Source organism: Streptomyces sp. NPDC020422 (assembly GCF_044386705.1).
In the GTDB taxonomy this organism is placed as follows: Bacteria; Actinomycetota; Actinomycetes; order Streptomycetales; family Streptomycetaceae; genus Streptomyces.
Genome location: NZ_JBIRVJ010000004.1, coordinates 149,771 through 175,790 on the forward strand (window position 1 = coordinate 149,771; position 26,020 = coordinate 175,790).

Below are 26,020 nucleotides of genomic sequence, written 5' to 3' on the forward strand. Positions count from 1 at the left end.
AGCAAGCAAAATATCGCGCATATGGCTGCGCAGACCCTGTGGCCGTCCCTTCTGGGGCGGCCACAGATGCGTTTTGGGAGATTCGGTGCATCTGTGCTACATCGACGAGGCGGGCAACGGGCAGACACTCGACCCCATGAGGCCTGACGCCCCTCCAGTCCTCGTCGTCGGTGGCTTCACCGTGCCCCGGGCCCATGTCAAGTCCCTCACCTGGGCCTTCCTCGACACCAAGAAGCACTACCGGCCGCAGTTGCGGAACGCGGAGCAGCTCTCCGAGGTAATCCAGCACGAGATCAAGGGTTCGGATGTCCGCAAGAATCTCCGTGCCGGCAACCACAGCTGGCAACGTGCTGCCATGGAGCTAGTGGCTTCGCTGCTCGACATGCTGGAATCCCACGAAGCCCGCATCCTCGCCCGCGTGTGGATCAAACAGGAAGGGCTGGCGTTCGACGAGTCCGGGGTGTACCCGGCCTCCGTCGCCGCGCTGAACGAGACCTTCCAGGCTCAACTCGCCCATGAGCACTCGCGCGGCATGATGGTCCTCGACAGCCGCACGAAGGTGAAGAACGCTCCCAATGTGCACTGCGTCACCACCCGTAAGTACCGCACGGGCGGTGACAGCCTCCGCGGGGTAATCGAGTCGCCGGTCTTCGGCCACAGCGACACCCACACACTTCTCCAGCTCGCCGATCTCGTGGTGTCCTCCGTGCTGTTCCCCATCGCGTGCCACGCCTACCTGAGCGACGTGACGTGGAACGTGCACTGCGACGACGCTTACCAGCCATTGCGGGAGCAGTTCGGGCAGCGATTGAAGAAGCTGCAGTTCCGGTACCAGGACCCCATGGGGAAGTGGCGCGGCGGGATCGTCGTATCCGACCGGCGGACCCAGCAGACGTCCAGCCTGATGTTCGGACCTAAGGAGACGGTCACCGTGCCGACTACTGCGATCCCGGGACAGCCAGGGACTCTGACCCCCGAGCGACGCGAGGCCGAGCTGGACGGCGGTTTGTCGCCTCTCCTGTAATGGGATGACCTCCCCCTATTGGTCAGATCGACACTAAGTCGCTGAACTCTGCTGTCTCCGAGGTTCGCTCTGCGATGCTGGAGGTCGATCGAGAGGGGCCGCAGCGATGCAGTGGAAGATCCACGGGGAACGTCCGATCTACGAGAACAGCTGGGTGAACCTGTGGCTCACCGACGTCGAGACGCCGGACGGGAACCGCTGGGAACATCACGTCGTCAAGCTCCGCCACCTGGCCGTGGCCGCCGTCGTCAACGAGCGGCGCGAGGTGCTGATGATGTGGCGGCATCGCTTCATCACGGACGCCTGGGCGTGGGAGTTGCCCATGGGACTGGTGGAGGAGGGCGAGACGCCGGCCGAAGCTGCGGCCCGTGAGGTGTTGGAGGAGACCGGCTGGCGGCCTGGTCCGATCACGCCGCTGATCTACGCCGAGCCGGCCAACGGCATCACCGACTCCCAGCACCACGTCTTCCGGGCCGACGGGGCGACGTACGAAGGACCGCCGACCGAGAAGAACGAGTCGGACCGGATCGAGTGGATCCCGCTGGCCGACGTGCGGAGCATGATCGACCGGCGCGAGATCGTCAGCAGTGGCTCCCTCGTCGGGCTGCTCTACGTGCTCATGGACGAGGCGATCCGCTGACCTAACGGGGCAGCACTTCCCGGAGCCGGGACTCGAAAGCCACCGCGGCCGGTTCGCGGCGGAAAGGCTCCAACGCCTCGTAGAACTCCCGCAGGTGGCCGGCGACTCGTTGCGAGCTGACGGCCGCCGCCGGGGCAAGCGCGTCCATGGCCGTGTGGCACGCCTCGTCGAGTTTGCCGCGCTGGAGCTGGGTGCGGGCGAGCCAGAAGGCGTGGAAGGCGCGGCCCCGGTGGTTCGACTGGTGTTCTCGGCGAAGCGCGTCCACGATGAGGGGTTCGGCGAGGGCGGCTTCGCCCAAGCGGCCGTGCGCGATGCCGGTGTCCACGATCAGCTTCGGTTCGTCGAAGTAGGCGACCCAGGCCGGATCCGGATCACCGGTGCCGATCCGCCCGAACTGGGTGTGGGCTTCCGAGATCGCGGTGTGGGTCGCGCCGTGGTTGCCGAGGGTGGCGTGGGCGAAGGCTTCGCGCATCGCGAGCATGGCCAGGACGCGCGGTGTCGTCCCTGCGGCCGCTCGGGCCTGGTCCTGGGCGGCCGTGACGAGTGCGAGGGCGTCGCCGGGCTTGTCCTGATAGGTGGCCTGGAGGCTCATGCAGGCGAGGACGTTGGCCATGAACTGGCGGTCGTCGATGGTCTTGGCCAGGCCGAGGGCTTCGGTGAAGTATGCGCGTGCCTGGTTGTACTGGCGGGCGTCGAAGTAGGTCCATCCGGTGAGCCGAGCCAGCTCGGCCGCGATGCTGTGCAGGCCGTCCCGCAGAGGAGCCGGACGCTGTTCCTTGAGGAGGTCGACGACGTAGCGGAGTTGGCCGACGACGGCCGGCCGTAAGGTCTCGCCGCCGTGCTCGTCGTCCCGGCGCCAGTAGTCCGCGATCGACGAGTGCAGCGCGTCCAGCGTCGATGTGCTGAGATCCCGCTCGGCCGCCAGAGCGAGGATGCTGTCGACGTCTGCCCCGGTAGTCCGGCGACAAACGGTTCGACGGCGGAGGTCGGCACCTCGGCCGGTTGGTGGGGCGTGACTGTCAGGCTGGGCGGCGTCTCCCAGGAGCGTCGGGCAAGTCCGAGCATGTGCCCGGGGATACGCAGTCCGTCCGAGATCCGTTCGATCACGTCCATGTGCAGCAACTGCCGCCGCCCGGCGATCAGCGCGCCCTGGCCTGTCATCTCGGCATGACGCAGAAGGCGCTCAACGCTGCCCTACGGGTCTCCTTCGCCAAGGTCGCCGAGTACCAGAAGCGTGGACTGGTCCACTTCCATGCCGTGATCCGCTTCGATGGCCCCGACGGGCACGCCACACCGCCCCTGCCTTGGGCCACCTTCGACGCCCTGAGCGCCGCCGTGGGCCTGGCCGTCGAGCGTGCCCGGCTCACCGTCGAGTCCGACGCCATCGGTGAACGCGTCATCGCCTGGGGCCGCCGGTTCAAGGTCGACCCCATCAAGGCCCTGGGCGACGGCGAACTCATCGACGCCCGCGTTGCCGAATACACAGACGCCAAGGTCGCCGGATACGTCGCCAAGTACGCCACCAAGAACGCCGAAGGCGCGGGCACCGTGGACCGCACCCTCCTGTGGACATGCTCGGCTTCCGCGGCCACTTCTCCAGCAAGTCTCGCGTCTACCGCACCACCCTCGGCGCCCTCCGCGACGTACGCCGCGCCTGGCGACTGGCCCAGGCAGAAGCCGCCCGCACGCGCGCCGGCCTCCCCGCCACTGCCGAGAGCACCACGCTCGTCACCACCTCCTCCTGGACCTACCTCAGCAGCGGCTACCGCCCCGGCGAAGAGCTCCTCGCCGCCCAGGTCCGCCACGACATAGCCCACACCGCACGCCTCAAGCACGAAGGACTGGTGCCTGCATGACGGCCGCCGTACTCACCGTGGACCAGGTCGCCGAGCGTCTCGGCATCAGCCGTTGGAAGGTCCACGACCTGATCCGCTCGCGCGAACTCGCCTCTTTCAAGATCGGCCGCTGCCGCCGCATCAGCGAAGCCGCGCTGGACGCCTACGTATCCCTCCGCACCGAACAGGAAGCCGCCTGATGGCCAAGCCGAAGAAGAACGCGAACAACGAGGGCACCATCTACCAGCGCAAGGACGGCCGCTGGGAAGGCAGCGCGTACGTCCTGACGACTGACGTCACGTACAAACGGCGCAGCGTCTACGGCAAGAGCTGGGACGAGGCGCACGAGAAGCTGACCAAGCTCAAGGCCGACTCGCTCAGCGGCCTTCCGGTGGCCACGAACAAGATGACGATCGCCGAGTACCTGGCGTACTGGCTGGCGAGCGTAGCCAAGGCCAAGGTCGCCCCACGACCTACGTCAATTACGAATCCCTCGTCCGGAACTACGTCACCCCGGAGTTCGGGAAAAAGAAGTTGGTCCGGCTCACCGCCCGTGACATCCGGGCCTTCCTCATGAAGACGGCGGCCACCTGCCAGTGCTGCGCGCAGGGGAAGGACAAGAAGCGGCCGGAACACAAGCGACGCTGCTGCGCCCTCGGCAAGTGCTGCAAGAAGCTCCCCTCGGACCGGACCGTCCGCTTCCTGCTGGTGATCCTGCGTGCGGCTCTCCAGCACGCCGTACGGGAGGACGAGCTGCCCCGCAACGTGGCCCGCAACGTGGAGCTGAGCATGGGTACCAAGCGCGAGATCGAACCGCTCACCGCCGCGGAAGGGCGTCGGCTCCTGACGGCGGCCCGGGACAACCGGCTCTGGGCCGCGTACGAGCTGGCGGTCCGCATCGGGCTCCGGCGGGGTGAGCTGCTGGGGCTGCGCTGGTCGGACGTGGATCTTCTCGACGGGGTTCTGACCGTCCGGCAGGCTCTTCAGCGTGTCGGCGGCGAGCTGCTGATCGTCGCGCCGAAGACTCAGCGATCGGCCCGGCGCGTGGCGCTGCCGGCCGAATGCGTGACCGCGCTCCGTGCCCAGCGCGTCCAGCAGATCGCCGACCAGAAGGCCGCGGGTCACAACTGGAAGGGGACAGGGAAGGGCCTCGTCTTCACGACCAAGAACGGGACCCCCATCGAGCCGCGCAACCTGAACCGGTCCTTCGAGGCCCTGTCCGCCGCGCCGGCGTCCGCAAGGTCCGCTTCCACGACCTGCGCCACACGTGCGCGTCCCTGCTCCACGAACAGGGTGCCGACGCCCGCATGATCATGGAAGTTCTGGGCCATAGCTCGATCCGCGTGACCATGGACATCTACACCTTCGTGCGGCTGGACTCCCAGCGCTCCGCTTTCGACCGCGTCGGGGACGCGCTGAGGGGTGACGGCAACGGGCCGGACGATGACGACGGCGCGGCCGGTGTCCTCGTAGCCGTCTGATCGGTCCGGCAGCAGCTCTTCGCAGCGGTTGCCGTCAATCACTGCCGTCACGACATACGACAGAGGCCCTCAGGATCTCTCCTGAGGGCCTCTGGCCTGCTGTGCACTCGGCAGGATTCGAACCTGCAACCTTCTGATCCGTAGTCAGATGCTCTATCCGTTAAGCTACGAGTGCTTGTTCTTTTGTTTCCGTCTCCGTTTCCCGGCCTTTCGGCCCGCTGTCCCGGCGACAGGAAGAACATTACATGAGTCCCGCCGTCATGTGAAATCCATTGGCCTCACCCCCTCTGACCTGCGGAAACGTCACGCGCGGGAGCGCCGGACCGGGCGGGTTCGGGGTGGGGTGGAGGCGCGTCAAGGGGTGGGAGTGGGGGGAAAGAGACCGGGGTCACAAGGGGGGCGTGGCCGGGGGTGGAAACGGGCGAAGCCCCGGCCTTGGGGGCCGGGGCTTCGGTGGTGGCGGAGGCGGAGGGATTTGAACCCTCGATGGGCTTTAAGGCCCAAACCGCATTAGCAGTGCGGCGCCATAGACCGGACTAGGCGACGCCTCCATGCACCCCGCGCGTACGCGAGTGGTGCGTGCAGATGATGACACAGACAAGCCGCGTGCCACCAATCGCTTATCACCGTACTAGGCCCCAGGGCCCCAGGGCAAAGCCCTCACCCCCTCGCGCCCCCGCCCGGCGCACCCCGGTTGCGCAACGCGGAGGAGGGGCGAGCGTTAGTGAGAGGGAAGAGGGGGACGTCCCCGTCCCGGTCACCACCCGCCCTGGAGTTCGTATGCTGCGCCGCCTCGCCCTCGCGACCCTCGCCCCGCTCGCCGCCTCCGGTGTCGGGCTCGGGCCGCTGCCTCCGCTGCCGTTGCTCTCCACGCCCGACTCGCTCACCGTGGTCGTCGAGCGGAGCGGGCACGCCGAGGCCGACGGGACGTTCCGCCTGGAGTGCGGCGGCACCCCCGGCGGGACGCACCCCGCAGCCGAGAACGCCTGCAAGCGGCTGGACCAGCTCGCCTCCGCGGGCGGGAACCCCTTCGCCCCGGTGCCCGCCGACCAGATGTGCACCCAGCAGTACGGAGGACCCGCCACCGCGCACATCACCGGCAGCTGGCAGGGCCGCACCGTCGACGCCCGCTTCACCCGCGCGAACGGCTGCGAGATCGACCGCTGGGAGAACCTGCGGCCCGTCCTCCCCCGCGTCTGAGACGGCCGCCGGGGGTGAGCCCCGGGGAGCGGAGGGAGCGCCTCCCTTAGACTCCCTCCGTGACAGGCTGCGGCCCGAGGGGCAAGATGGGCCCGGCCGACAGGCGATAGGCACAGGCGATAGGCAAGTGCAGTGGGTCAGGGAGGAACCGTCGTCGTGAGCAGCAGGCCATCCCGAGGCGCTGCTCGCCTCGCAGCCATACTCGACGCCCTCCCGGACGGCCTCGTGCTCGTCAACTGCAACGGCACGGTCGTCAACGCCAACACCATCGCCCTCGGCATGTTCGAGACGCCCGGCACCGCCCTCGTCGGCCGCGGGCTGCTCGACCTGCTGCCGGAGTTCGACTCGCGGCTCATCCCCGGCTCCATGCGCCGCCCCGAGGGCGCCGACGAGCGGGGCCGCACCAAGCCGACCCGGATGGTCGCCCGGCGCACGGACGGCAGCGAGTTCCCCGTCGAGGTGACCAGCGCCAGCCTGGAGGACGGCCGCGAGGCCTACGACTCCTACAGCGGCTACACCGGCGACGAGCTGCTCATGCTCGTCGTGCGCGACCTCACCGGGACCCTCGACACCGAGGCCGAGCTGGCCCGTTCGCAGCGCCAGACCGAGATGATCCTGCGCGCCGCGGCCGAGGGCGTCGTCGGCACCGACACCGACGGGCGCGTCGTCCTCGTCAACCCGGCCGCCGCCCAGATCCTCGGCTTCCGCGCCACCGACCTCGGCGGCAAGGAGCTGCACCCGCTGGTGCTGCACTCCCGCCCGGACGGCGAGCCCTTCCCGTACGCCGAGTCGCCGCTCGCCGACACCCTCAAGTCCGGGCGCAAGCACCGCGTCCGCGGCCAGGTGCTGTGGGCGAAGAACGGCGACCGGGTGCCCGTCGACCTGACCACCGCGCCGGTACGGGACGGGGACCAGCTCGTCGGCGCCGTCATGACCTTCACCGACCGCCGGCCGTACGAGCAGCTCGTCGAGCGGCACGCCGCCGAGGCCGCCGACCGTGCCGAGCGGCACCTGGCCGAGCTGGAGCAGCACAAGGAGCGGTACGCGGCGCTCGCCGCCCGGCACGAGCAGCTGACGGCCGTGCTCGGCGAGTCGCTGCGCGGGCCCCTTGAGGAGCTGCGCGCCGAGCTCGGCACCCTCGCCGCCGACGACGCCGGGCAGCTCTGGCCCGAGGCCAACCAGCTCCTGCACCATCTCGCCGCCGGATACGGCCGGATGACCACGCTCGTCGACAACGTCCTCGGCTACCAGCGGCTCGACGCCGGCACGGAGGAGCTCGACAAGGTCCCCGCGCTGCTCGACGGGGTCGTGACCGCGGGCATCGACCACGCGGTCGAGCTGATCGGCCCGGGGCGGGCGCAGTTCGCCGTCCACGCGCCGCCGATCGAGGCGGAGGTCGACGCGGGACGGCTCGTCACCGCCGTCGCCCACCTCGTCGCGGACGTGGCCGGGGTCGACGCGACCGGCAAGAACCGGACCGCCCAGCCGAGTGGCTACGCCGACTCCACGATCGTCGTCGCGGCCGCACAGCGCGGCGACGTCGTACGGATCGAGGTCCGCGGCCCGTACCCGGGCGGCGACCCGGTCCACCAGCCGATCGTGCGCGGGATCGTGACCGCGCACGGCGGTGTCGTGCAGACGCACGAGGTGCCGGGGACCGGCGGCAGCTCCTATGTGGTGGAGCTGCCCCTCGGGTCCGGGCGCGGGACGGTGGCCCCTCCGGAGCCGACCGAGGCCGAGGCCGAGGCGGCCGCGGCCGGGGCCGGCCGGGAGCTGCCCGCGTTGCCCGCGCTTCCCGCACAGGCGTCCCCCGCGGACGCGCCTGTCCCGTCCCCGGACGCCGGCGGCGGTGCCGACGCCACCAACGGCGGCGGGCGGCGGCGGGCCCGGCGGGCCTCCACGGACGCGTTCCTGCAGAGCCCGCTGGCGCCCGAGGACGGCCCGGGGCCCGAGCCGACCGGCCGCCGCCGTGGCCGTACGGGAGACACGCCCGCCACCGGTGTCCCGGCGGGCGGACCGGGCGAGCTGATCCCGGCCCAGAACGCCGGGGCCGCCGAGCCGACCGGGACCGGGCGGCGCCGTGGGCGGCCCGCCGAGGGCGCCGTCGTGACCGCCGCCGAGGGCGCGCAGGGCCGGCCGGCGCTCGGCGACACCGTGCCCCCGCAGGGCGTGCCCGTCGACGCCCACTCCCCCGACCCGGGCGCCCCGGCGCTCGCACCCGCGCTCGCGCTGCCCGCCGTCGCGTCCGAGGAGCCGGCCGCGCCGCAGCCCACCGGGCGCAGGCGGCGTGCGCTCGCGGCCGCGCAGGAGCGGGCCGCGGCGGCGGAGGCGGGCCCGCGCACACCCTTCGCGCTGCCGCCCGCCGACGCCGACCGCGAGGACGCCCCGGCCCCCGTACCGGCCCCTCAGCAGGTCGGGGCGGCGGGGCACGAGGAGCGCCACGAGGCCGTGCGGGCGTCGCACCCGGACGACCACACGACGCCGCAGCCGCATCCGCTGCCCGGCCGGCGCCGTGGCCCGCAGGAGACCACCAGCGGGACCGGCACGGGGTCCGTGCCGCTGCCGCCCGAGGCCCCGGCGGCGCCCGCGTTGTCCCCGGCGGCCCAGGCGGCACCCGCGGCGCCGGCGCCCACCGCGCCCTCCGTGCCCGGCAAGGACACGACGCAGGGGCGTGCGTTCAGCGTGCGCACCCTCGGGCAGGGCGTGCCCTTCGCCCAGCCCCCGGCCGCCGCCCAGCCAGCGCCCGTCGCGCAGCCTCCGGCCGTCGCCCAGCCCCCGGCCGCCGGTGCCTCGGGGCGCCGTCGCAAGCTGGGCAACCCGGCCGAGGAGAACCGTCCGATGCCGTCGGTCCCGTCGGTCCCGGCCGCCCCGGCGGTCGACGCCGCCAAGCCGCACCCGCAGCCCCCGGCGCAGCCCGGGCCGGCCGCGGGGAAGCTCGCCCCGATCCCGGCGCCCGCCGCCGCCCCCGAGGGCCGCGCCTACGCCATAGGGGCGCCCGCCGAGGGCTCTGCGGAGGGTCCCGAGCCGCTGGACGGTCCCGGCGGCGCGGTCGAGGTGTCCAACCAGCCGCTGCCGCAGCCCGTCGACGACGAACTGCCCCCGGAGCCGCTGGACAACCCGCGCCGGCTGCTCGTCTGGCCCGCGCCGGACGTCTCCACCCAGCAGGCGCTGAGCGACCGCGGCTACCGGCCCGTGATCGTGCACTCCCGCGAGGAGGTCGACGCGCAGATCGCCGCCTTCCCGGCCGCGCTCTTCGTCGACCCGCTGACCGGGCCCATCACCCGTACCGCACTGCAGTCGCTGCGCCAGGCGGCCGTCGCCGCCGAGGTGCCGGTGCTGCTGGCGGCCGGGCTCGGGCAGGCCACCCGGGAGGCCGCGTACGGTGCCGATCCCGCCGTCCTGCTCAAGGCGCTGGCGCCGCGGGACAGCGAGCAGCACCCGTCCCGCGTGCTGCTGATCGAGGAGAACGACGACATCGCGCAGGCGCTCGCCGCGACCCTGGAGCGGCGCGGGATGCAGGTGGCGCGGGCGGCGGGCGACACCGACGCGGTGACGCTGGCCACGCAGATGCGTCCGAACCTGGTGGTGATGGACCTGATGCAGGTGCGCCGCCGCCGGGCCGGGATCATCGACTGGCTGCGGGCGAACGGGCAGTTGAACCGCACCCCGCTCGTCGTCTACACCTCCGCCGGGCTCGACGAGGCCGAACTGCCCACGCTCGCCTCGGGCGAGACGGTGCTCTTCCTCGCCGAGCGTTCGACCAGCGACGAGGTGCAGGCCAGGATCGTCGACCTGCTGGCGAAGATCGGCACCAACTAGGCGCGGGAAGCGCCCGGTCGGTGCCGATCGGGGGCGGTCAGAGCTGGGTCACGTCCAGCTCGCCCTCCGCGTACTGCTTGCGGATGACCTTCTTGTCGAACTTGCCGACGCTCGTCTTCGGGACCGTCGGCACGATCGCCCAGCGCTCCGGGAGCTGCCACTTCGCGATGCCGCCCTCGGCGGCGAGGAAGGCCCGCAGCTCCTCGTAGTCCGCGCTCGCGCCCTCCTTGAGGACGACGGTCGCGAGCGGACGCTCGCCCCACTTCTCGTCGGGCACGGCGACGACGGCGGCCTCGGCGACGGCCGGGTGGCCCATCAGGGCGTTCTCCAGGTCGACGGAGGAGATCCACTCGCCGCCGGACTTGATGACGTCCTTGGCGCGGTCGGTGAGGGTGAGGAAGCCGTCGGCGCTGATGACGCCGACGTCGCCGGTCTTGAGCCAGCCGTCCTCGCTGAACTTGTCCTCGGGGCGGAGCTCGCCGCCGGTCGCGCCGCCGTAGTAGGCGCCGGCGATCCAGTTGCCGCGGACCTCCAGCTCGCCGGCGGACTCGCCGTCCCAGGGCAGGATCTCGCCGGCGGGGCCGACCAGGCGGGCCTCGACACCGGCCGGGAAGCGGCCCTGCGTGACGCGGTACGGCCACTCCTCCTCGGGGGTGAGACCGGCCGGCGGGTGCGCCATGGTGCCGAGCGGGGAGGTCTCCGTCATGCCCCAGGCGTGGCAGAGGCGGACGCCCAGCTTGTCGTACGCCTCCATGAGGGAGGGCGGACAGGCGGCGCCGCCGATGGTGACCTGGGCCATGGAGGTCAGGTCGCGGGGGCGGGCGGTGACCTCGGCGAGCAGGCCCTGCCAGATGGTGGGGACGGCGGCGGCGTGGGTCGGCTTCTCGGCCTCGATCATGTCGGCGAGCGGGGCCGGCTGGAGGAAACGGTCCGGCATCAGCATGTTGATGCCGGTCATGAAGGTGGCGTGCGGCAGGCCCCAGGCCAGGACGTGGAACTGCGGCACCACGATGAGGGTGGTGTCCTGGTCGGTCAGCCCCATCGACTCGGCCATGTTCACCTGCATGGAGTGCAGGTAGATGGACCGGTGGGAGTAGACGACGCCCTTGGGGTCGCCGGTGGTGCCGGAGGTGTAGCACATGGCGGCGGCCTGGCGCTCGTCGAGCTCGGGCCAGGCGTACGTGGTGGGACGGCCGGCGAGCAGCTCCTCGTACTCGTGCACCCGCGGGGCGGCGCCGTCGAGCAGGGAGCGGTCGCCGGGGCCGGACACGACGACGTGCTCGACGGTCGGCAGGTGCGGGAGCAGCGGGGCGAGCAGGGGGAGGAGCGAGCCGTTGACGAGGACCACGCGGTCGGCGGCGTGGTTGACGATCCAGGCCAACTGCTCGGCGGGCAGGCGCAGGTTGAGGGTGTGGACGATCGCGCCCATGGCGGGGATCGCGAAGTACGCCTCGACGTGCTCGGCGTTGTTCCACATGAGGGTGGCGACCCGCTCGTCGCCGGTGACGCCGAGTTCGTCGCGCAGGGCGTTGGCCAGCTGGGCGGCGCGGGCGCCCGTCTCCGCGAAGGTGCGGCGCTGCGGCTCGCCGTCTCCGGTCCACGTGGTGATGGTGGACTTCCCGTGGATGCGCATCCCGTGGTTCAGGATGCGGGTCACGGTCAGCGGTACGTCCTGCATGGTGCTGAGCACGGGCGTCCTCCCGAGGGCGCTACGCGGCAGTAAGGATGTGCCGATTCTGCGCACGTACCGCGTGGCATGTCACTACCCGAGAGTACGAATTTGCCAGCGATCACTGGCATAACCGAGGGTAACTCCGGGCCGGGGCGGGGGAGCGGGCCCGCCGGTGTCGCCCGTCAGCGGACGGGCGAGAGCTCCGGGTCCTCACGGAGCTTGCCCAGGGCACGCGACACGGCGCTCTTGACCGTGCCGACCGAGACCCCGAGCACCTCGGCGGTCTGCGCCTCGCTGAGGTCCTCGTAGTACCGCAGGACGACCATCGCGCGCTGCCGGTCGGGGAGCTTCATCACCGCGCGCCACATCGCGTCGTGCAGCACCTGGCGCTCGGCCGGGTCCGGCTCCGGCAGCCCGGCGGGCTCCGGCAGCTCCTCGCAGGCGAACTCGTCGACCTTGCGCTTGCGCCACTGGGACGTACGGGTGTTGAGCAGCGCGCGGCGGACGTAACCGTCCAGGGCACGGTGGTCCTCGATGCGCTCCCAGGCGACGAAGGTCTTGGCCAGCGCCGTCTGGAGCAGGTCCTCCGCGTCCGACGGGTTGGCCGTCAGCGAGCGCGCGGTGCGCAGGAGGACGGGGCCGCGGGCGCGCACGTACGAGGAGAACGAGGAGTACGCCGTGTACGCCGTGGACGCCGCGTGCGCCGCGTACGGCGCGTGGGTCACCTGCGTGGCGTACTGCGAGGCGCCCGCGCAGACGGGGCCGGAGGGTGGCGGAGTCATGGCTCCACGCTATGAGCGGGTGACCCTCCGGGGTATCGGCCCCAGGTCCCGACCCGCACTCCGCCTCAGGTTGTAGGGGTGGGGCCTGCCGGACCTCCTTCAGGTGGAGCCCGGGTGTGCCCGGCTCAGGGTCGGATGCGGGCGACGGGCGCGTCGACGGCGTTGCGGTCGATCACCAGGCGCCGGCCGCCGTAGGTCTCGGCGACGTTCCCCGCGTACTGGTGGATCCGGGCGTGCGGCTGCCAGGCCAGCGGGTGCAGCACCGACTCCGTGTCGAGCGCGGGCCCACCGCGCCAGCGCGCGAACCACATCACCGACGGCAGGTCCTTCGTGCCCGCCCGCCGCTCCCGCTCCATGTGCCGCACGCCCGTCTCGGCGCTGCTGTAGAAGCCGGGCACGTAGCCGAGGCGCCGGACCTCCCTGCTCCACGCCCGCACGAAGTTCAGGGTGGTCGCGGCACAGGCGGCGTCGCCGCTCCGGTACGCCTCCATGTCGAGGTACAGCGGGCTGGCCGCGTCGATCCCGAGGGCCCGGGCGGCCCGCACCGCGTCCGCGGCCTCGCCGGTGCCCTGCCGCCAGGGGGTGCGGCCGATGGCGTACCGCCGCTTGGCCTCGGCGATCACGCACGGGGCCTGCGAGCCGACGTAGAGCGGCAGCAGCCGCCAGCCGAGGGCGTGCACGGAGTCGACCCAGCCCGGCGTCAGGTTCCGCTGGGCGGGACACCCGCGCCCACGCCCGCCGACGTACACCCCGACCGCCCCGTAGGGAGAGTCCCGCCAGGCCCGCATGACGGCGAGCGAGGGGGCCTCGCAGGTGTCGAAGGCACGGCCGGAGAAGTGACGGGGGGCGGCGGAGCCGGCCGCGGGGGCGGAGACTGCCGCAGGGGCGGAGACGGCCTCGGGGGCGTGAGGGGCGTGAGGGGCGTGGGGAGCTGCCGCGGGGGCGCCGGGGGCGGGATGGGCGGCCCTGACCGCGAGGGGTCCGTGCGCCGGGGTGCCGTACGCGGGGGGTCTGTGCGCCCGGTTGCCGTACGCGGGGGTCCCGTGCGCCCGGGTGCCGTGCGTGTCGTGCGGGCGGGTGCCGTGCGTGTCGTGCGGGCGGGTGCCGTGGGCCGCCGTCCCGTGCCCCGGGGTCCCGCGCCCGGGCGTCCCGTGGGCGGTGGCCCCCGCCGGGCCGGCGAGGAGGGCGGAGGCGGCCAGCAGGGCGACGGCGGCCGGTGCGGTGCGGATGCGGCGGCGGGCGGGCGGGGCGATCGGCTTCGGTGCGTCCATGGCGTCCATGGCGCGAGTGAAGAGCGCCGCGCCCCGCGCGGCCACCGCTGGGGCCGTCGCCTCAGCCGTCCGTGCCCAGGATCAACCCGGACGTGGGAACCCCGGTGCCCGCGGTCACCAGGGTCCTGGCCGCCCCGGGGACCTGGTTGACGGAGGTGCCCCGCATCTGCCGGACCGCCTCCGCGATCCCGTTCATGCCGTGCAGATACGCCTCCCCCAGTTGGCCCCCGTGGGTGTTCAGCGGCAGCGCGTCCGCCGCCACGAAGCCGGCGGCCTCGCCCGGGCCGCAGAAGCCGAACTCCTCCAGCTGCATCAGCACGAACGGCGTGAAGTGGTCGTAGAGGATGCCCACGTCGATGTCGTCGGGCCCGAGACCCGAGCTCCGCCACAGCTGACGGGCCACCACTCCCATCTCCGGAAGCCCCGTCAGGTCGTCCCGGTAGAAGCTCGTCATCGCCTCCTGGTTGCGCCCGGCGCCCTGGGCCGCGGCCACGATCACCGCGGGCGGCCGGCGCAGGTCGCGGGCGCGCTCGACGGAGGTGACGACGAGGGCCTGGCCGCCGTCGGTCTCCTGGCAGCAGTCGAGGAGGCGGAGCGGCTCGGCGATCCAGCGGGAGGCGGCGTGGTCCTCCAGGGTGATCGGCTTGCCGTGGAAGTACGCGGCGGGGTTGCGGGCCGCGTGCCGCCGGTCGGTGACGGCGACGTGGCCGAAGGCCTCCGGCGTCAGCCCGTACGCGTGGAGGTAGCGCTGGGCGGTCATGGCGACCCAGGAGGCGGGGGTGAGCAGCCCGAACGGCAGCTGCCAGCCGAGCGCGGCGCCCTCCGCGGACGGCTCGCGCTGCTGCACCCCGGAGCCGAAGCGGCGCCCCGAGCGCTCGTTGAAGGCCCGGTAGCAGACGACGACGTCGGCGACGCCCGCGGCGACGGCCAGGGCGGCCTGCTGGACGGTGCCGCAGGCGGCGCCGCCGCCGTAGTGCACGCGCGAGAAGAAGGACAGCTCGCCGATGCCGGCCGCCTGGGCGACGGTGATCTCGGGGCTGGTGTCCATGGTGAAGGTGACCAGACCGTCGACGTCGGCGGGGGTGAGCCCGGCGTCGTCGAGCGCCGCGTGCACGGCCTCCACGGCGAGGGTGAGCTCGCTGCGGCCCGAGTCCTTGGAGAACTCGGTGGCCCCGATCCCGGCGATGGCGGCCCGGCCGCCGAGCGTGTCCCGGCTGCGGACGCTCATCGCTCCCCCGCCCCCGACGCCGACGCCGTGATCGTCGCCGTCCCGGTTCCGGTCCCGGTCCCCGCCTCCGCCTCCGCCTCCGTGCCGGTCCCTGCCCCGGCCTCAGCCCCGGTCCCCGGCAGCTCCACGGTGACCGTGCCGGTGACGTGGTGGCCCAGACCGTTGGCGCCCACCACCCGGACCCGGACGAGGGGGCCTTCGACCTCCGTGACCGTGCCGGTCAGCGTCATCGTGTCTCCCGGGTAGTTGGGCGCGCCGAGCCGGATGGCGACCTTGCGGAGCACGGCCCCGGGGCCGAAGCGGTCGGTGATGTACCGCCCCACCAGGCCGTTGGTGGTGAGGATGTTCATGAAGATGTCCGGGGAGCCCTTCTGTCTGGCGAGCTCGGCGTCGTGGTGCACGTCCTGGTAGTCGCGGGAGGCCACGGCCCCGGCGACGATCAGGGTGCGGGTGATCGGGACGACGAGCGGCGCCAGCTCGTCCCCGGCCTGCACGGCGGTCATGAGGCCGCTCCCTTCGCGAGCAGATCGCCCAGTTCGGCGAGGAGTTCGGTGCCGCAGCCCAGATACGCGTCCAGCTGCCGCCCCCACAGGAAGTGCCGGTGCACGGGGTGGTCGAGGTCGGCGCCGAGTCCGCCGTGCAGATGCTGGCCCGCGTGCACCACCCGCTTGCCCGCCTCGGAGGCCCACCAGGCCGCCGTCAGGGCGTGCTCGGCGGCGGGCAGGTCCCGGTCGAGGCGCCAGGCCGCCTCGTAGGCGGTGACCCGGATGGACTCGGTGTCCATGTGGGCGTCGGCGGCGCGCAGCTGCACCGCCTGGTGGGAGGAGAGCGGCCGCCCGAACTGCTCCCGCTGCGAGGTGTACGCGACGGCCCGGGCCAGCGACCCGGCGCAGACACCGGCCTGGAGCCCGGCGAAGGCGATCCTGGCGGCGGCGAGGACGTCGTCGTACGGGCGGCTGCCCGCCGCCGTCCCGAGCCGCTCGCCCGGCGTCCCGTCGAGGGCGAGCCGGCCGGCCGACCAGGGCGCGGTGAGCTCGACGGCCTCGACCGGCCCGGCGTCCGCCGTGCGCACCAGCCACAGCGCCCGCTCCTCGTCCGGGACGAGGACATGGGTGGCGTCCCGCAGCCAGGGCACCCGCTCGACGGTGCCGGTGAGCCGGCCGTCGGCGTCCGCCCGTACCGCCCCGGCCCCCGGCAGGGCGGGGAAGGCGCCGGTCGCCACCGCCGTGCCGTCCCGGAAGCCGGGCAGCAGCCGGGCGCGCTGCTCCTCGGTGCCGTGCCGGGCGACGGCGAGCAGCCCGTACACACAGCTCGCGGTGAAGGGGACCTGCGCGGTCGTGCGGCCCTGCTCCTCGGCGAGCAGGACGAGTCCGAGGAGTCCGGTCTCCTCGACGGCGCCGGGCAGTCCGGCGGCGCACAGGGCCTTCCACAGCTCGGCGTCGACTCCGGTGCCGGTGGCCGTGAGCCGTTCGTGGGTGGCGAGGTCGCCGTAGATCCGCGCGGCGAGGTCCCGGGCGGCCTGCTGCTCCTCGGTGGGCGTGAAGTCCATGTCAGTCCTCGTCTCCGGCCCGGAAGACGGGCAGTTCGAGCTCGTCGTCCACCCTCAGGAACTCCAGCCGGACCGGCATCCCGATCCGCACCTTGTCGTACGGCACCCCGATGACGTTGCTGACCATCCGCACGCCCTCGGCCAGTTCGATCAGACCGACCGCGTAGGGAGGGTCGAAGGCGGGGAAGGGCGGGTGGTGCATCACCACGTACGAGTAGACGGTGCCCTCGCCGCTCGCCTCGACGGTGTCCCAGCGCGGCGAGCCGCAGGCGTTGCAGCCGGGCAGCCAGGGGAAGCGGAGCGTCGCGCAGCCGGCGCACCGCTGGACGAGCAGCCGGTGCCCGGCGACGCCCTCCCAGAAGCCGGCGTTGTCGCGGTTGACGACGGGGCGGGGACGGCGGGGCCTGGGCGCCGCCTTCGCCTCGCGCGCGGCGGGCGCGGCTTCCGCCTCGCGCGCGGCGGGCGCGTACTTGAGGATGCGGAAGCGGTGGGTGCCGGCGAGCTCGCCGGCGGCGCGCACGTCCATGCGGGTCGTGACGAAGTGGCCGGTGCCCAGCTTGGTGGTCTTGCGCGGCGAGACGGACTCGATGACGGCGTCGAAGGTGATCGCGTCACCGGGCCGCAGGGGCCGCAGGTACTCCTGCTCGCAGTCGGTGGCGACGACCGAGGTGTACCCGGACCGGTCGAGGAGGGCCGACAGCTCGTCGTACGCCCCGGAACGGTCGGTGTGGCCGGAGAGCCCGCCCATGGTCCAGGCCTGGAGCATGGTGGGCGGCGCGACGGCGTCGGGACCGCGGTAGGCAGGGCTGGTGTCGCCCATCGCCTCGCACCAGTGCCGGATCATGGGCTCGTTGACGGGGTCCTTGCCGGTGCCTCCGACCGCCGCCGGGCGCCCTTCGTACGCCTTGAGCCGCTCGTAGAGCGCGTCGTGCGGGTCCTCGCCCTGCGGGTCGCTCATCGCCGTCCCCTCCCCTTCATGCCGAGCCGCATCGTGGCGACGATCTCGCGCTGCACCTCGCTCACCCCTCCGCCGAAGGTGTTGATCTGGGCGGCCCGGTTCATCCGCTCCAGCTCGCCGCCGTCGAACGCGCCCGGCGATCCCGCCCTGACCAGCCCGGCGCCGCCCGTGATCTCCTGGCACATGCGGTACACCTCGACCGCCGACTCGGTGCCCGCGAACTTCACGCCGCTCGCGTCCCCCGGGGCCAGCGCCCCGGCCCCCACCTCGCCCACCAGGCGCCAGTTCAACAGGCGGGTCGCGGCCAGCCGGGCGTGGGCCTCGGCGGCCCTGATCCGGACCCACGGCTCGTCGATCCGGCGCGCTCCCGTCACCGGGTCGGGGGTACGGGCGTGGTCGAGCGCCGCCGCGAAGAAGTCCTCGGCCTGCATGCCGATCGCGGCGAGTGCGACCCGCTCGTGGTTGAGCTGGTTGGTGATGAGACCCCAGCCGCCGTTCTCGGGCCCGACGAGGTTGCCGGCCGGGACACGGATGGAGTCGTAGTAGGTGGCCGTGGTGGTCAGCCCCCCGACGGTCTCGATCGGCGTCCAGGAGAAGCCGGGCGCGTCCGTGGGAACGAGGACGATCGAGATGCCCCGGTGCCGGGGCGTTTCCGGGTCGGGGTCGGTGCGGCAGGCGAGCCAGATCCAGTCGGCGTTCTGGGCGTTCGAGGTGAAGACCTTCTGCCCGTCGATCAGCCAGGTGTCCCCGTCGCGTACGGCCCGGGTGCGCAGGGAGGCCAGGTCGGTGCCGGCCTCGGGCTCGCTGTAGCCGATCGCGAAGACGGTCTCGCCGCGCAGGATGCGCGGCAGGAAGTACGCCTTCTGCTCTTCGGTGCCGTACTTCATCAGGGTCGGGCCGACGGTGTTGAGCGTGACCATCGAGACCGGGGCGCCGGCCCGGTAGGCCTCGTCGAAGAAGACGAACTGCTCGTCGGGGCCGCGACCCTGGCCGCCGTACTCCTCGGGCCAGCCGAGCCCCAGCATGCCGTCGCCGCCGATACGGCGCAGCAGCCGGCGCTGTGCGGCGGTGTCGGCGGCGGGCGGGGGGCCCTCGGGCATCACGTCGCGGAAGTACGCGCGGAGTTCGGCACGCAGCCGCAGCTGCCGTTCGGTCGGGGCGAGGTGCACGGCGACGGCCTCTCGTCGGACAGGACTTCCACCTGAGGTTTCTGACTGTCCGTCAGATTTGGCACGGCTGTCAAGGTCACGGCGGCCACGGGCTGCCCCACCGCCGTTCGGCGCCGCACCGCAACGCGAGACGGCCCGCGCTCGGGTGCCGAAGCACCGTCGCGCAGGCCGTCGTTCACCCCGCGGACTGCCCCCCCGTCGGGCCGGTCACCACCACGGATAGAAGTTGACCACCGCATTGGTGTTGGACTGGTCGATGTGGGTGAAGGCGGAGCCGTTCACACTCGCGGTGTTGTTCTGGTTGGAGGCACCCGAACCGGTCGCCACCTGCTGCGTCGTGGTGGAGTTGCCCAGGTTGTTGCCACCCACACCGCTGCCGATGATCGTGGCGACGCTCGTGTTCGATCCGTTGTCCGCGAATCCTCCGTTGTCGGCCTGGGCCACCCCGGTGAAGAGCGCGGCGGCGAGGGGCAGGGCGGCGACAACGGCGATGACGCGGGCGTTACGGATGCTTGCCATGTCTGTTCCTCCGGGAACTGAAGCTCTGGATGGTGCAGCACGTGCGTGTGCTGACTGCTCCTGTTTCCAAGGCGGTTGGCCGACCGCCTCGGTCGTTTCGTGCTCGACGTCGCGAGACCAGAGTTGCCCACCGAATCCCCGGCGAACCACCCCCTAGCGCCCGATTCCCCCTCAAGCGTGAGGACAAGTCGATAAACCCACCCGACCACGGCAAAGCCGCAGCTCACCCCCACGGAGCCACCGACGGGACGAGGGAGCCCGGCCCTCCCAAGGGGTGAAGCGTTTCGGCAGCTTTTCGGCCAATCCACCGGTCTGCCCGAAACGCCGACGGCCCCCGACCGGTCACTGCCGGTCGGGGGCCGTTCGTCGAAGCCGCGGTGGGTGTGGGATTTGAACCCACGGTGACTCGCGCCACGACGGTTTTCAAGACCGTTCCCTTAGGCCGCTCGGGCAACCCACCCTCGCCCCGCCCGCGAGGGCGAAGCGAGCTACAGCCTACCGGGACGGGAAAGGGTCAGCTGTCGCCCGTGCGCTCGCCGAGGGTGACCGTGGCGGTGGCGGTCTTTCCGTTGCGCTCGTAGGTGATCTTGACCGTGTCGCCGGGCTTGTGGGTCCAGATCTCGCTGATGAGGGTCGGGCCGCTGTCGATCTTGTGGTCGTCGAAGGCGACGATCACGTCGCCCGGCTTCAGGCCCGCCTTGGCCGCGGGGCCGTTCGGGGTGACCGAGGGGGTGCCGCCGGTGCCCTGTTCGGCGATGGCCGCGCCCTCGCCCTGGTCCTGCATGTTCACCGTCGCGCCGATCACCGGGTAGACCGGCTTGCCGGTCTTGATCAGCTGCTCGGCCACGTTCTTGGCCTGGTTGACCGGGATCGCGAAGCCGAGGCCGATCGAACCCGCCTGCGACTGGCCGTAGCCGCTCCCGGTGGACTGGATCGCGGAGTTGATGCCGATCACGGCGCCGCTCGCGTCGAGCAGCGGGCCGCCCGAGTTGCCCGGGTTGATCGAGGCGTCGGTCTGCAGGGCGCTCATGTACGAGTTCTTGCCGCTGCCGCCGTCGCCCGAGGCGACCGGACGGTTCTTGGCGCTGATGATGCCCGTGGTGACCGTGTTGGACAGGCCGAAGGGCGCGCCGATCGCGATGGTCGAGTCGCCGACCGCCACCTTGTCGGAGTCGCCCAGCGCCAGCGGCGTCAGGTTCGACGGGGCGTTCTTCAGCTTGATCACGGCCACGTCGTAGCCCTCGGCGCGGCCGACGACCTCCGCGTCGTACGACTTGCCGTTGGAGAAGGTCACGGAGAGCGTGCCGCCGTCCGCAGCCGAGGCCACCACGTGGTTGTTGGTGACGATGTGGCCTTCCTTGTCGTAGACGAAGCCGGTGCCCGTGCCGCCCTCGCCGTCGGTGCCGCCGGACTTCGCCTGGATCGTCACGACGCTCGGCAGCGCCTTCGCGGCCACGGCGGCGACCGTGCCGGGGTCGCGCTTGAAGGAGGCGGGGGAGTCGCCCGAGGAGATCGTGGTCGAGCTGGTCGGGTCGTCGTCGCGCTGCGACGCCGCCCAGTAGCCGACGCCGCCGCCGACGCCGCCGGCGACCAGGGCCGCGACGAGGACGGCCGCCACCAGACCGCCGGTGCGCTTGCGCGGGGCCTCCGGGGCGGGCGGGACGGGTGCGCCCCAGGCCGGGGTCACGGGCGGCGGGGGCGGCCAGCCACCGGCCGCCGCGGGGGCGGGGACGGGGGTCTGGGCGTGGGCCGGGGCGGCCGGGGCGTGGGCCGGAGTGGGCTCGGGGGAGGGGGCCGCGGGAGCGTGGGCCTGGGACGGAGCCGGGGCCTGGGTCGGAGCCGGGGCCTGGGTCGGAGCCGGGGCCTCGGCCGGGGTCGGCTCCTGGGCCGTGGCGGGCGTTTCCGTCGGGGCGGCCGGCGTCGGAGGGGTCGCGGGCGGGGCGGGAGGGGCGGGAGGGACGGACGGGGCACTCTGGTCCGCCGGAACCGCCGTGCCCTCGTTCTCGGTGCTCACAGCTCTCTCCTCGTTCACTGCACGGATGTGGTGGTGCTGCAATCAGCTTTTCCCACCGGGCGTCAGGCCACTGTAAGCCGGAGCTGTGTGTCCGCACCCCACTCTTTATATAGGTGCATATCAGACACACCCTTACCATGACGCGGTGACCCACGCACCGCAGCAACCGAACCGCCTCCCCATCCAGGTGGTCGCCCACCGCGGGGCCTCCGAGGACGCCCCGGAACACACGCTGGCCGCCTATGTGAAGGCCATCGAGGACGGGGCCGACGCCCTGGAGTGCGACGTACGGCTGACCGCCGACGGCCACCTCGTCTGCGTCCACGACCGGCGGGTCAACCGCACCTCCAACGGCCGCGGCGCCGTCTCCGCCCTGGAGCTCGCCGACCTGGCCGCCCTCGACTTCGGCACCTGGAAGGGACGCGAGGAGGCCGGCGAGAGCCCCGACTGGGGCGACCCCGGCGCCACCTCCGTGCTCACCCTGGAGCGCCTCCTGGAGCTGGTCTCCGACGCCGGGCGGCGGGTCGAGCTCGCCATCGAGACCAAGCACCCCACCCGCTGGGCGGGGCAGGTCGAGGACAAGCTGCTCAAGCTCCTCGACCGCTTCGGTCTCGCCGAGCCCGCCGCGCCCGAGGAGTCCCCCGTGCGCGTCATGAGCTTCTCGGCCCGCTCCCTGCACCGCATCGCGGCCGCCGCACCGACCCTGCCCACCGTCTCCCTCGCGCAGTTCGTCACCCCGCGCCTGCGCGACGGGCGGCTGCCCGCGGGCGCGCGGATCGCCGGGCCCTCGATCCGGATCGTCCGCCACCACCCCGCCGTGATCCTGCGCCTGCAGAAGGCCGGGCACCAGGTGCACGTGTGGACCGTGGACGAGCCCGAGGACGTGGAGCTGTGCGAGCGGCTCGGCGTGGACGCGATCATCACCAACAGCCCGAAGCGGGTGCTGTCCCAGTTGGGTCGCCTTTAACCCCCTGTGTCCCACCCGCCTCAGGGGTCGGGGGTGTACACCGGCGCGTTCGGGACGTACGCGATCGTCACGAGTGCGTCACCGGACCTGGTCTGGCCGGTTTCCGGTCCAGGCCATTGGGGCATCCACACCGTGGCGTGGGGCAAAGGAGGTCTCGGGGGTGGCGTTGGTGGTGGCACAGGAGGTGCCCACGTCGTCGAGCATGGCCGTACCCCATGGCCCTGCGGGCGTGGGTGAGGCGCGACACCGGATGCGGGAGCAGTTGCACCGCAGCGGGATGTCCGAAACGGTCGTCGACGACGCGGTACTGATCCTTTCCGAACTGCTGAGCAACGCGTATCGGCACGGCAGGCCGCTGGGCCGGGCGGACGTGGGCGACGGCGACGTGCGGGCGGCCTGGAGCATCGACGGATCCGGCGGCCTGACGGTCGAGGTGACGGACGGCGGTGGTCCGACCCGCCCCGTTCCCGCCACGCCCTCGGTCACCGCGCGCGGCGGCCGTGGGCTGAACATCATCAGCGCGCTCGCCCAGGACTGGGGCGTACGGGACAGTGCGACCGGTGAGGTCACGGTCTGGGCGGTCGTCACCCAGGGCCATCGCCGCGAGGACTTCGCGGCGCGGGTCGGCGGCGGCTCGGGGCTCGACTTCCTCGACGCCTACGACGAGTTGGAGTGAGGCCGGGCCGCTCGCGGCCTGACCTCCAGCGGCTCGCGAGGCCCCTCGGCCCCGGGAGCACCGCACCGGGCCCGTCTTGGGGAGGAGCCCTCCGGACGACGTCTCGGACCTGTCGGTCCGGGTCGGCGCGACCGTCCGGATGCCGCCCCGTACCGGCCGCGGTCCGGCTCCGCACCCGGCCCGGACGGCTTCCGGTGGCAGCGGGATCCCGGCATGCGGGATCCCGTACGGCTAGGCTCGCGCCCGACACAGCACCGCGCGATCGGGAGAAAGCCACACCATGGCCAAGAAGCGCCCCCAGACGAAGCCCGGCAAGGCCGGCCAGGCACAGGTCACGAGCGGGGAGATCCCGGTCGTCGGTGCGCGCGAGCCGTGCCCCTGTGGCTCGGGCCGCCGCTACAAGGCGTGTCACGGACGGGCCGCGGCGCACGCCGTGACCGAGCTCGTCCAGCGTCCCTTCGAGGGCCTGCCGGGCGAGTGCGACTGGGTCGCGCTGCGCGAGCTGGTGCCCGCCGCCACCGTGCCGCTCACCCTCAAGGGCGGACTGCCCGAGGGCGTCCCGTCGGTGACCCTGGCGACCGTGCTGCCGATGGCCTGGCCGGCGCTGCGCCGCGACGACGGCTCCGTGCTGCTCGCGCTGCAGAACGACTCGTCCTCCGGCGACCTCGCCCGCGACCTCGCCGACACCCTGCAGCGCGCCCTGGAGGCCGAGCCCGGCACGCCGGTCGAGCCCCGCCGCGTGACGCCCGAGGGTCCGCGCCTCCAGGACCTGCTCGACCCCGAGGGCGATTTCGCGCCGGTCGTGCACTCCGGATTCGAATTCTGGATCCCCGAGTCCTCGGACAATTCGAGCCCGGAGGTCGCGGCCTCCCTGGAGCGCGCCAACGCCGCCGCGATCCCCACGGTCAAGCTGACCGGCGTGGACGCGGCCTACTGGTGCGAGACCCCGGACAAGAACCACCTGCGCTGGGTCATGCCGCACCCCGAGGAGAAGCTGCTCGACGCGCTGGCCCGGCTCCAGGCCGCCGGCAGCACCTCGCTCGGCCCGGACACCCGCCTCGTCGGCTCCTTCCGCGCGCACGGTCTGATGGTGCCGGTGTGGGACCTGCCGACCGCCATGACGGCCGAGGAGTGCGAGAAGCCGGCCGCCGAGTTCGCCGAGCGGCTCGCCGAGGCGCTCGCCTCGGACGCCCCGCTCACCATCGAGGAGCGGCGGGCGCGCGGCGGTCTCACCAACCGTCAGGTCACGCTCAGCTGATACCCCAGGCGGTATCCGTGACGGCCAGACCGACCAGTCGGTGACTTCCGCCACAGGACCTCGTTCGGCGGCCTAAATCCCTGTCCGAATAACCGAGATCGAATTTGCGAACGGCAGATCTCTTGTTACCGTTCTAGAAGCCCGGTCGCTGGTGCATCCCCCGTCGCCAGCGATCGGGCCTTCTCATGCCCGCGGACGGTTCAACTACCGTCCGGTCCGGCCGCGTTGCTCCCCGAGCGCAGCAGCAGCGGAGTGCTGTCACCCTCCCCCGCACCGGCGAATTCCGAGACCGCCGAATAGCCCTCGGGGCCCCCCTTGAGCGGCTCCCTCGGGGTCTCGCACGTACCCGGTTCGTCCTGTGCCGCGACCGCGCAGCGCACCTGCACGGTGCGGCCCTCGGGGGCCATCAGGGTGAGCACGGCGTCGAGTTCCTGCCCGGTGGCGTTGCGGTAGTACGTACGCGCCCGGATGCCGGCGTCCTCGGTCACCACACAGGTCTGCGCCTCGACCCCGTCGGGCGAGGCGAGTTCGGGTCCGCACCGTGTGGCGGAAGGGAGCGCGGCGGGAGCGCCGGGGGCGGCGGCAGCGGCCGGGGCGGGACGCCCGGGTGCCAGCCCGAGCTCCGCGAGGAGCCCCTCCGGCTTCGCGTCGTCGCCACCGGAAGCGGTGGTGGTCCGACCGGCGGCGGCCCGATCCTTCCCGGCCGGAGCGGATGCGCCGCCGGAAGGACCCGCCGTCGCCGCGATCGGCACCAGTACGGCGATCGCCACTGCCGTCCCGAGCCCGATCGCACGGAGCTTCGCCGGACTCATCTGCCCCATGCCGCAGCCACCTGCTCCTTCGGAACGTCCCCTGGGGCGAAGATAGCGGCGGCCGGCGCGCGTGCGGCGTGCCGCGCGCCGTTTCCCCTGGATGCCGGGGTGCGCCACACCCGTTCGGGTGAACGAACGCGCCCCCTGGGGCACCCGTCAGTACGCGAGCTTGCTGCCGCCGCCGGGCAGGCTCGTGCTCGCCTCGACCAGTGCGTCCACGACCGCCTCCACGTCCGGCAGCCACGGCCGCGCCGATCCCGCCAGCGGCGCGCGTTCCCAGCGGACCTGTCCGGTCCCGGTGGTCGAGGGCGGCAGCGGTAGATAGCCGCCCTCTCCATGGAAGCGCAGCGAACTGGGCACGCTGTCCTTCGTGTAGAGCAGTTCCCCGAGCCGTTCGAGGCTGTACGGGGCGACGAGGATCGCCCACCGGGTGGGCGAGGCGACGACCGGGCCGAGCCGCATCCCCAGCGCGTCCAGCGCGGCGAGGGCGCGGGCGCCAGCGACGGCCGGCAGGCTCACCGCGCACGGGGCCCGGCCGCCGGTGGCCAGCAGGACCGGCGCGTCCGGCCGGCCGCTCCACCACCAGCGGATCATGCGCGCGTCGGTGGTGGCCGCGAGCAGCCCGGGGTCGAAGGGGTGCGCACCGGGAACGACGCACTGGGGGTCGGGGCAGGCGCACGCCACGGCGGCGGGCGCGCCCAGCAGGGCGCGCGCCCCCACTCCCCGCGGCCTCGCGGCCCGCAGTCCCACGCCGGGCAGCACGGGCCAGTCCCATTCGGTGGCGCACAACAGCGCCGCGTCGAGCTGTGCGACGACCTGCGTCTCGCGCTCCGCGCGCTCCTCGCGCCTCTTGCGCCGGAACCGGAGCCTGCGTCGCCTTCCGAGGATCTCGCGCATGAGCGCTCGTTCCTTTCCGTTGAACGCCGAATCCACATCACACCACGTAGGCGTCACACTGCCGTCACGCCACGTGCGGATCTCTTCACCGTGCGTATCACTGTGCATCTCAAGGTGCATCTCAGCGCGTACGAGCTGCATCCAGGCTCGGCAGTCGCCGCTGCCGGCCGGTCCTGGCGGAAGACGTTCCCGCCACTCGGGGTAGAGGGTGCGGCCTGCGGTGATGAGGACGCTCGGGTTCCGCGTCCG

The 26,020-nt window shown here is 72.7% G+C and carries 20 protein-coding genes, 3 tRNA genes and 4 pseudogenes; 11 read left to right on the plus strand and 16 right to left on the minus strand.

Features of this window, described 5'->3' with window-relative positions; translation table 11 throughout:
• Positions 1-85: 85 nt before the first annotated feature.
• Both ACH414_RS11470 and ACH414_RS11475 read left to right on the plus strand, forming a co-directional pair.
• Positions 86-1,024, plus strand: a complete 939-nt coding sequence (locus ACH414_RS11470; RefSeq protein ID WP_398941635.1) for a DUF3800 domain-containing protein — start codon at positions 86-88, stop codon at positions 1,022-1,024.
• A gap of 106 nt (positions 1,025-1,130) precedes the next feature.
• Positions 1,131-1,664 (plus strand): NUDIX hydrolase, encoded by a 534-nt coding sequence (locus tag ACH414_RS11475; RefSeq protein ID WP_398941637.1) that lies wholly within the window; start codon positions 1,131-1,133, stop codon positions 1,662-1,664.
• 1 nt (position 1,665) lies between these two features.
• Here the strand turns inward: ACH414_RS11475 and ACH414_RS11480 are convergent.
• Positions 1,666-2,813: pseudogene (locus tag ACH414_RS11480) on the minus strand (hypothetical protein); the annotation flags it as partial.
• A gap of 18 nt (positions 2,814-2,831) precedes the next feature.
• On the opposite strand from ACH414_RS11480, the pseudogene ACH414_RS11485 reads away from it, so the two are divergent.
• The 4 genes and pseudogenes from ACH414_RS11485 (at position 2,832) to ACH414_RS11500 (ending at position 4,980) form a co-directional block, all read left to right on the plus strand.
• Positions 2,832-3,520, plus strand: a pseudogene (locus ACH414_RS11485) (replication initiator).
• The gene (locus tag ACH414_RS11490) at positions 3,517-3,699 is read left to right on the plus strand and encodes a helix-turn-helix domain-containing protein (protein ID WP_360798059.1); all 183 of its coding nucleotides are present in this window, start codon (positions 3,517-3,519) and stop codon (positions 3,697-3,699) included. Before ACH414_RS11485 ends, ACH414_RS11490 begins: the two are co-directional and overlap by 4 nt.
• A 232-nt stretch (positions 3,700-3,931) precedes the next feature.
• Positions 3,932-4,803 (plus strand): annotated as a pseudogene (locus tag ACH414_RS11495) (tyrosine-type recombinase/integrase); the annotation flags it as partial.
• A 3-nt stretch (positions 4,804-4,806) separates the two neighbouring features.
• Positions 4,807-4,980: a hypothetical protein gene (locus ACH414_RS11500; protein ID WP_398941941.1), complete on the plus strand. Its 174-nt coding sequence runs from the start codon at positions 4,807-4,809 to the stop codon at positions 4,978-4,980.
• A gap of 102 nt (positions 4,981-5,082) precedes the next feature.
• Here ACH414_RS11500 and ACH414_RS11505 read toward each other — a convergent pair.
• Both ACH414_RS11505 and ACH414_RS11510 read right to left on the minus strand, forming a co-directional pair.
• Positions 5,083-5,155, minus strand: a tRNA-Arg gene (locus ACH414_RS11505).
• A 282-nt stretch (positions 5,156-5,437) separates the two neighbouring features.
• Positions 5,438-5,531: transfer RNA gene (locus tag ACH414_RS11510), tRNA-Ser, on the minus strand.
• A gap of 229 nt (positions 5,532-5,760) precedes the next feature.
• Here ACH414_RS11510 and ACH414_RS11515 point away from each other — a divergent pair.
• On the plus strand, positions 5,761-6,180 hold the full coding sequence (locus ACH414_RS11515) for an SSI family serine proteinase inhibitor (protein WP_382538770.1): 420 nt from the start codon (positions 5,761-5,763) through the stop codon (positions 6,178-6,180).
• 156 nt (positions 6,181-6,336) lie between these two features.
• Positions 6,337-9,999, plus strand: a complete 3,663-nt coding sequence (locus ACH414_RS11520; RefSeq protein WP_398941640.1) for a PAS domain-containing protein — start codon at positions 6,337-6,339, stop codon at positions 9,997-9,999.
• A gap of 37 nt (positions 10,000-10,036) precedes the next feature.
• On the opposite strand, the gene ACH414_RS11525 is transcribed toward ACH414_RS11520, so the two are convergent.
• The 11 genes and pseudogenes from ACH414_RS11525 to ACH414_RS11575 form a co-directional block, all read right to left on the minus strand.
• Positions 10,037-11,689, minus strand: coding sequence for a long-chain fatty acid--CoA ligase (locus tag ACH414_RS11525; RefSeq protein WP_382538776.1), 1,653 nt, complete (start codon positions 11,687-11,689; stop codon positions 10,037-10,039).
• Between the two features lie 164 nt (positions 11,690-11,853).
• Positions 11,854-12,453, minus strand: coding sequence for a SigE family RNA polymerase sigma factor (locus tag ACH414_RS11530; RefSeq protein WP_398941642.1), 600 nt, complete (start codon positions 12,451-12,453; stop codon positions 11,854-11,856).
• Positions 12,454-12,578: 125 nt separating this feature from the next.
• Positions 12,579-13,733: a DUF1906 domain-containing protein gene (locus ACH414_RS11535; protein ID WP_398941644.1), complete on the minus strand. Its 1,155-nt coding sequence runs from the start codon at positions 13,731-13,733 to the stop codon at positions 12,579-12,581.
• 52 nt (positions 13,734-13,785) lie between these two features.
• Positions 13,786-14,952, minus strand: coding sequence for a lipid-transfer protein (locus tag ACH414_RS11540; RefSeq protein WP_382538783.1), 1,167 nt, complete (start codon positions 14,950-14,952; stop codon positions 13,786-13,788).
• A 104-nt stretch (positions 14,953-15,056) separates the two neighbouring features.
• Positions 15,057-15,446, minus strand: a pseudogene (locus ACH414_RS11545) (MaoC family dehydratase); the annotation flags it as partial.
• 5 nt (positions 15,447-15,451) lie between these two features.
• The gene (locus ACH414_RS11550; protein WP_382538786.1) at positions 15,452-16,501 is read right to left on the minus strand and encodes an acyl-CoA dehydrogenase family protein; all 1,050 of its coding nucleotides are present in this window, start codon (positions 16,499-16,501) and stop codon (positions 15,452-15,454) included.
• Position 16,502: 1 nt separating this feature from the next.
• Complete coding sequence (locus tag ACH414_RS11555) at positions 16,503-17,459, minus strand: bifunctional MaoC family dehydratase N-terminal/OB-fold nucleic acid binding domain-containing protein (protein ID WP_398941646.1); 957 nt, start codon at positions 17,457-17,459, stop codon at positions 16,503-16,505.
• Entirely contained in the window at positions 17,456-18,628 is a 1,173-nt protein-coding gene (locus tag ACH414_RS11560) for an acyl-CoA dehydrogenase family protein (RefSeq protein ID WP_382538792.1), read from the minus strand. Before ACH414_RS11560 ends, ACH414_RS11555 begins: the two co-directional genes overlap by 4 nt.
• Before the next feature lie 207 nt (positions 18,629-18,835).
• Positions 18,836-19,147 (minus strand): hypothetical protein, encoded by a 312-nt coding sequence (locus ACH414_RS11565; RefSeq protein WP_382538795.1) that lies wholly within the window; start codon positions 19,145-19,147, stop codon positions 18,836-18,838.
• 375 nt (positions 19,148-19,522) lie between these two features.
• A tRNA-Ser gene (locus tag ACH414_RS11570) sits at positions 19,523-19,607 on the minus strand.
• A gap of 54 nt (positions 19,608-19,661) precedes the next feature.
• Entirely contained in the window at positions 19,662-21,161 is a 1,500-nt protein-coding gene (locus ACH414_RS11575; RefSeq protein ID WP_398941648.1) for a S1C family serine protease, read from the minus strand.
• A 145-nt stretch (positions 21,162-21,306) separates the two neighbouring features.
• Between ACH414_RS11575 and ACH414_RS11580 the strand changes: the two genes are divergently transcribed.
• From ACH414_RS11580 to ACH414_RS11590, 3 genes are all read left to right on the plus strand, one after another.
• A complete protein-coding gene (locus ACH414_RS11580; RefSeq protein WP_382538830.1) occupies positions 21,307-22,128 on the plus strand; it encodes a glycerophosphodiester phosphodiesterase in 822 nt (273 codons plus the stop codon).
• Positions 22,129-22,201: 73 nt separating this feature from the next.
• Positions 22,202-22,804 (plus strand): ATP-binding protein, encoded by a 603-nt coding sequence (locus tag ACH414_RS11585; RefSeq protein ID WP_382538833.1) that lies wholly within the window; start codon positions 22,202-22,204, stop codon positions 22,802-22,804.
• Positions 22,805-23,084: 280 nt separating this feature from the next.
• Positions 23,085-24,062: a DUF5926 family protein gene (locus ACH414_RS11590; protein WP_386563066.1), complete on the plus strand. Its 978-nt coding sequence runs from the start codon at positions 23,085-23,087 to the stop codon at positions 24,060-24,062.
• A 200-nt stretch (positions 24,063-24,262) separates the two neighbouring features.
• Here ACH414_RS11590 and ACH414_RS11595 read toward each other — a convergent pair whose 3' ends face one another.
• A complete protein-coding gene (locus ACH414_RS11595) occupies positions 24,263-24,883 on the minus strand; it encodes a hypothetical protein (RefSeq protein ID WP_382538839.1) in 621 nt (206 codons plus the stop codon).
• A gap of 147 nt (positions 24,884-25,030) precedes the next feature.
• Positions 25,031-25,771 carry a bifunctional DNA primase/polymerase gene (locus ACH414_RS11600; RefSeq protein ID WP_382538842.1) on the minus strand — a complete coding sequence of 247 codons (741 nt, stop codon included), beginning with the start codon at positions 25,769-25,771 and terminating at the stop codon, positions 25,031-25,033.
• Between the last annotated feature and the right edge of the window lie 249 nt (positions 25,772-26,020).

Bases quoted from the DNA above. Each gene is read 5' to 3' on its own strand.
- ACH414_RS11475 (WP_398941637.1), top strand. From the start codon at position 1,131: ATGCAGTGGAAGATCCACGGGGAACGTCCGATCTACGAGAACAGCTGG.
- ACH414_RS11490 (WP_360798059.1), top strand. From the start codon at position 3,517: ATGACGGCCGCCGTACTCACCGTGGACCAGGTCGCCGAGCGTCTCGGC.
- ACH414_RS11500 (WP_398941941.1), top strand. From the start codon at position 4,807: ATGATCATGGAAGTTCTGGGCCATAGCTCGATCCGCGTGACCATGGAC.
- ACH414_RS11515 (WP_382538770.1), top strand. From the start codon at position 5,761: ATGCTGCGCCGCCTCGCCCTCGCGACCCTCGCCCCGCTCGCCGCCTCC.
- ACH414_RS11530 (WP_398941642.1), bottom strand. From the start codon at position 12,453: ATGACTCCGCCACCCTCCGGCCCCGTCTGCGCGGGCGCCTCGCAGTAC.
- ACH414_RS11535 (WP_398941644.1), bottom strand. From the start codon at position 13,733: ATGGACGCCATGGACGCACCGAAGCCGATCGCCCCGCCCGCCCGCCGC.
- ACH414_RS11540 (WP_382538783.1), bottom strand. From the start codon at position 14,952: ATGAGCGTCCGCAGCCGGGACACGCTCGGCGGCCGGGCCGCCATCGCC.
- ACH414_RS11550 (WP_382538786.1), bottom strand. From the start codon at position 16,501: ATGGACTTCACGCCCACCGAGGAGCAGCAGGCCGCCCGGGACCTCGCC.
- ACH414_RS11555 (WP_398941646.1), bottom strand. From the start codon at position 17,459: ATGAGCGACCCGCAGGGCGAGGACCCGCACGACGCGCTCTACGAGCGG.
- ACH414_RS11565 (WP_382538795.1), bottom strand. From the start codon at position 19,147: ATGGCAAGCATCCGTAACGCCCGCGTCATCGCCGTTGTCGCCGCCCTG.
- ACH414_RS11590 (WP_386563066.1), top strand. From the start codon at position 23,085: ATGGCCAAGAAGCGCCCCCAGACGAAGCCCGGCAAGGCCGGCCAGGCA.
- ACH414_RS11595 (WP_382538839.1), bottom strand. From the start codon at position 24,883: ATGGGGCAGATGAGTCCGGCGAAGCTCCGTGCGATCGGGCTCGGGACG.
- ACH414_RS11600 (WP_382538842.1), bottom strand. From the start codon at position 25,771: ATGCGCGAGATCCTCGGAAGGCGACGCAGGCTCCGGTTCCGGCGCAAG.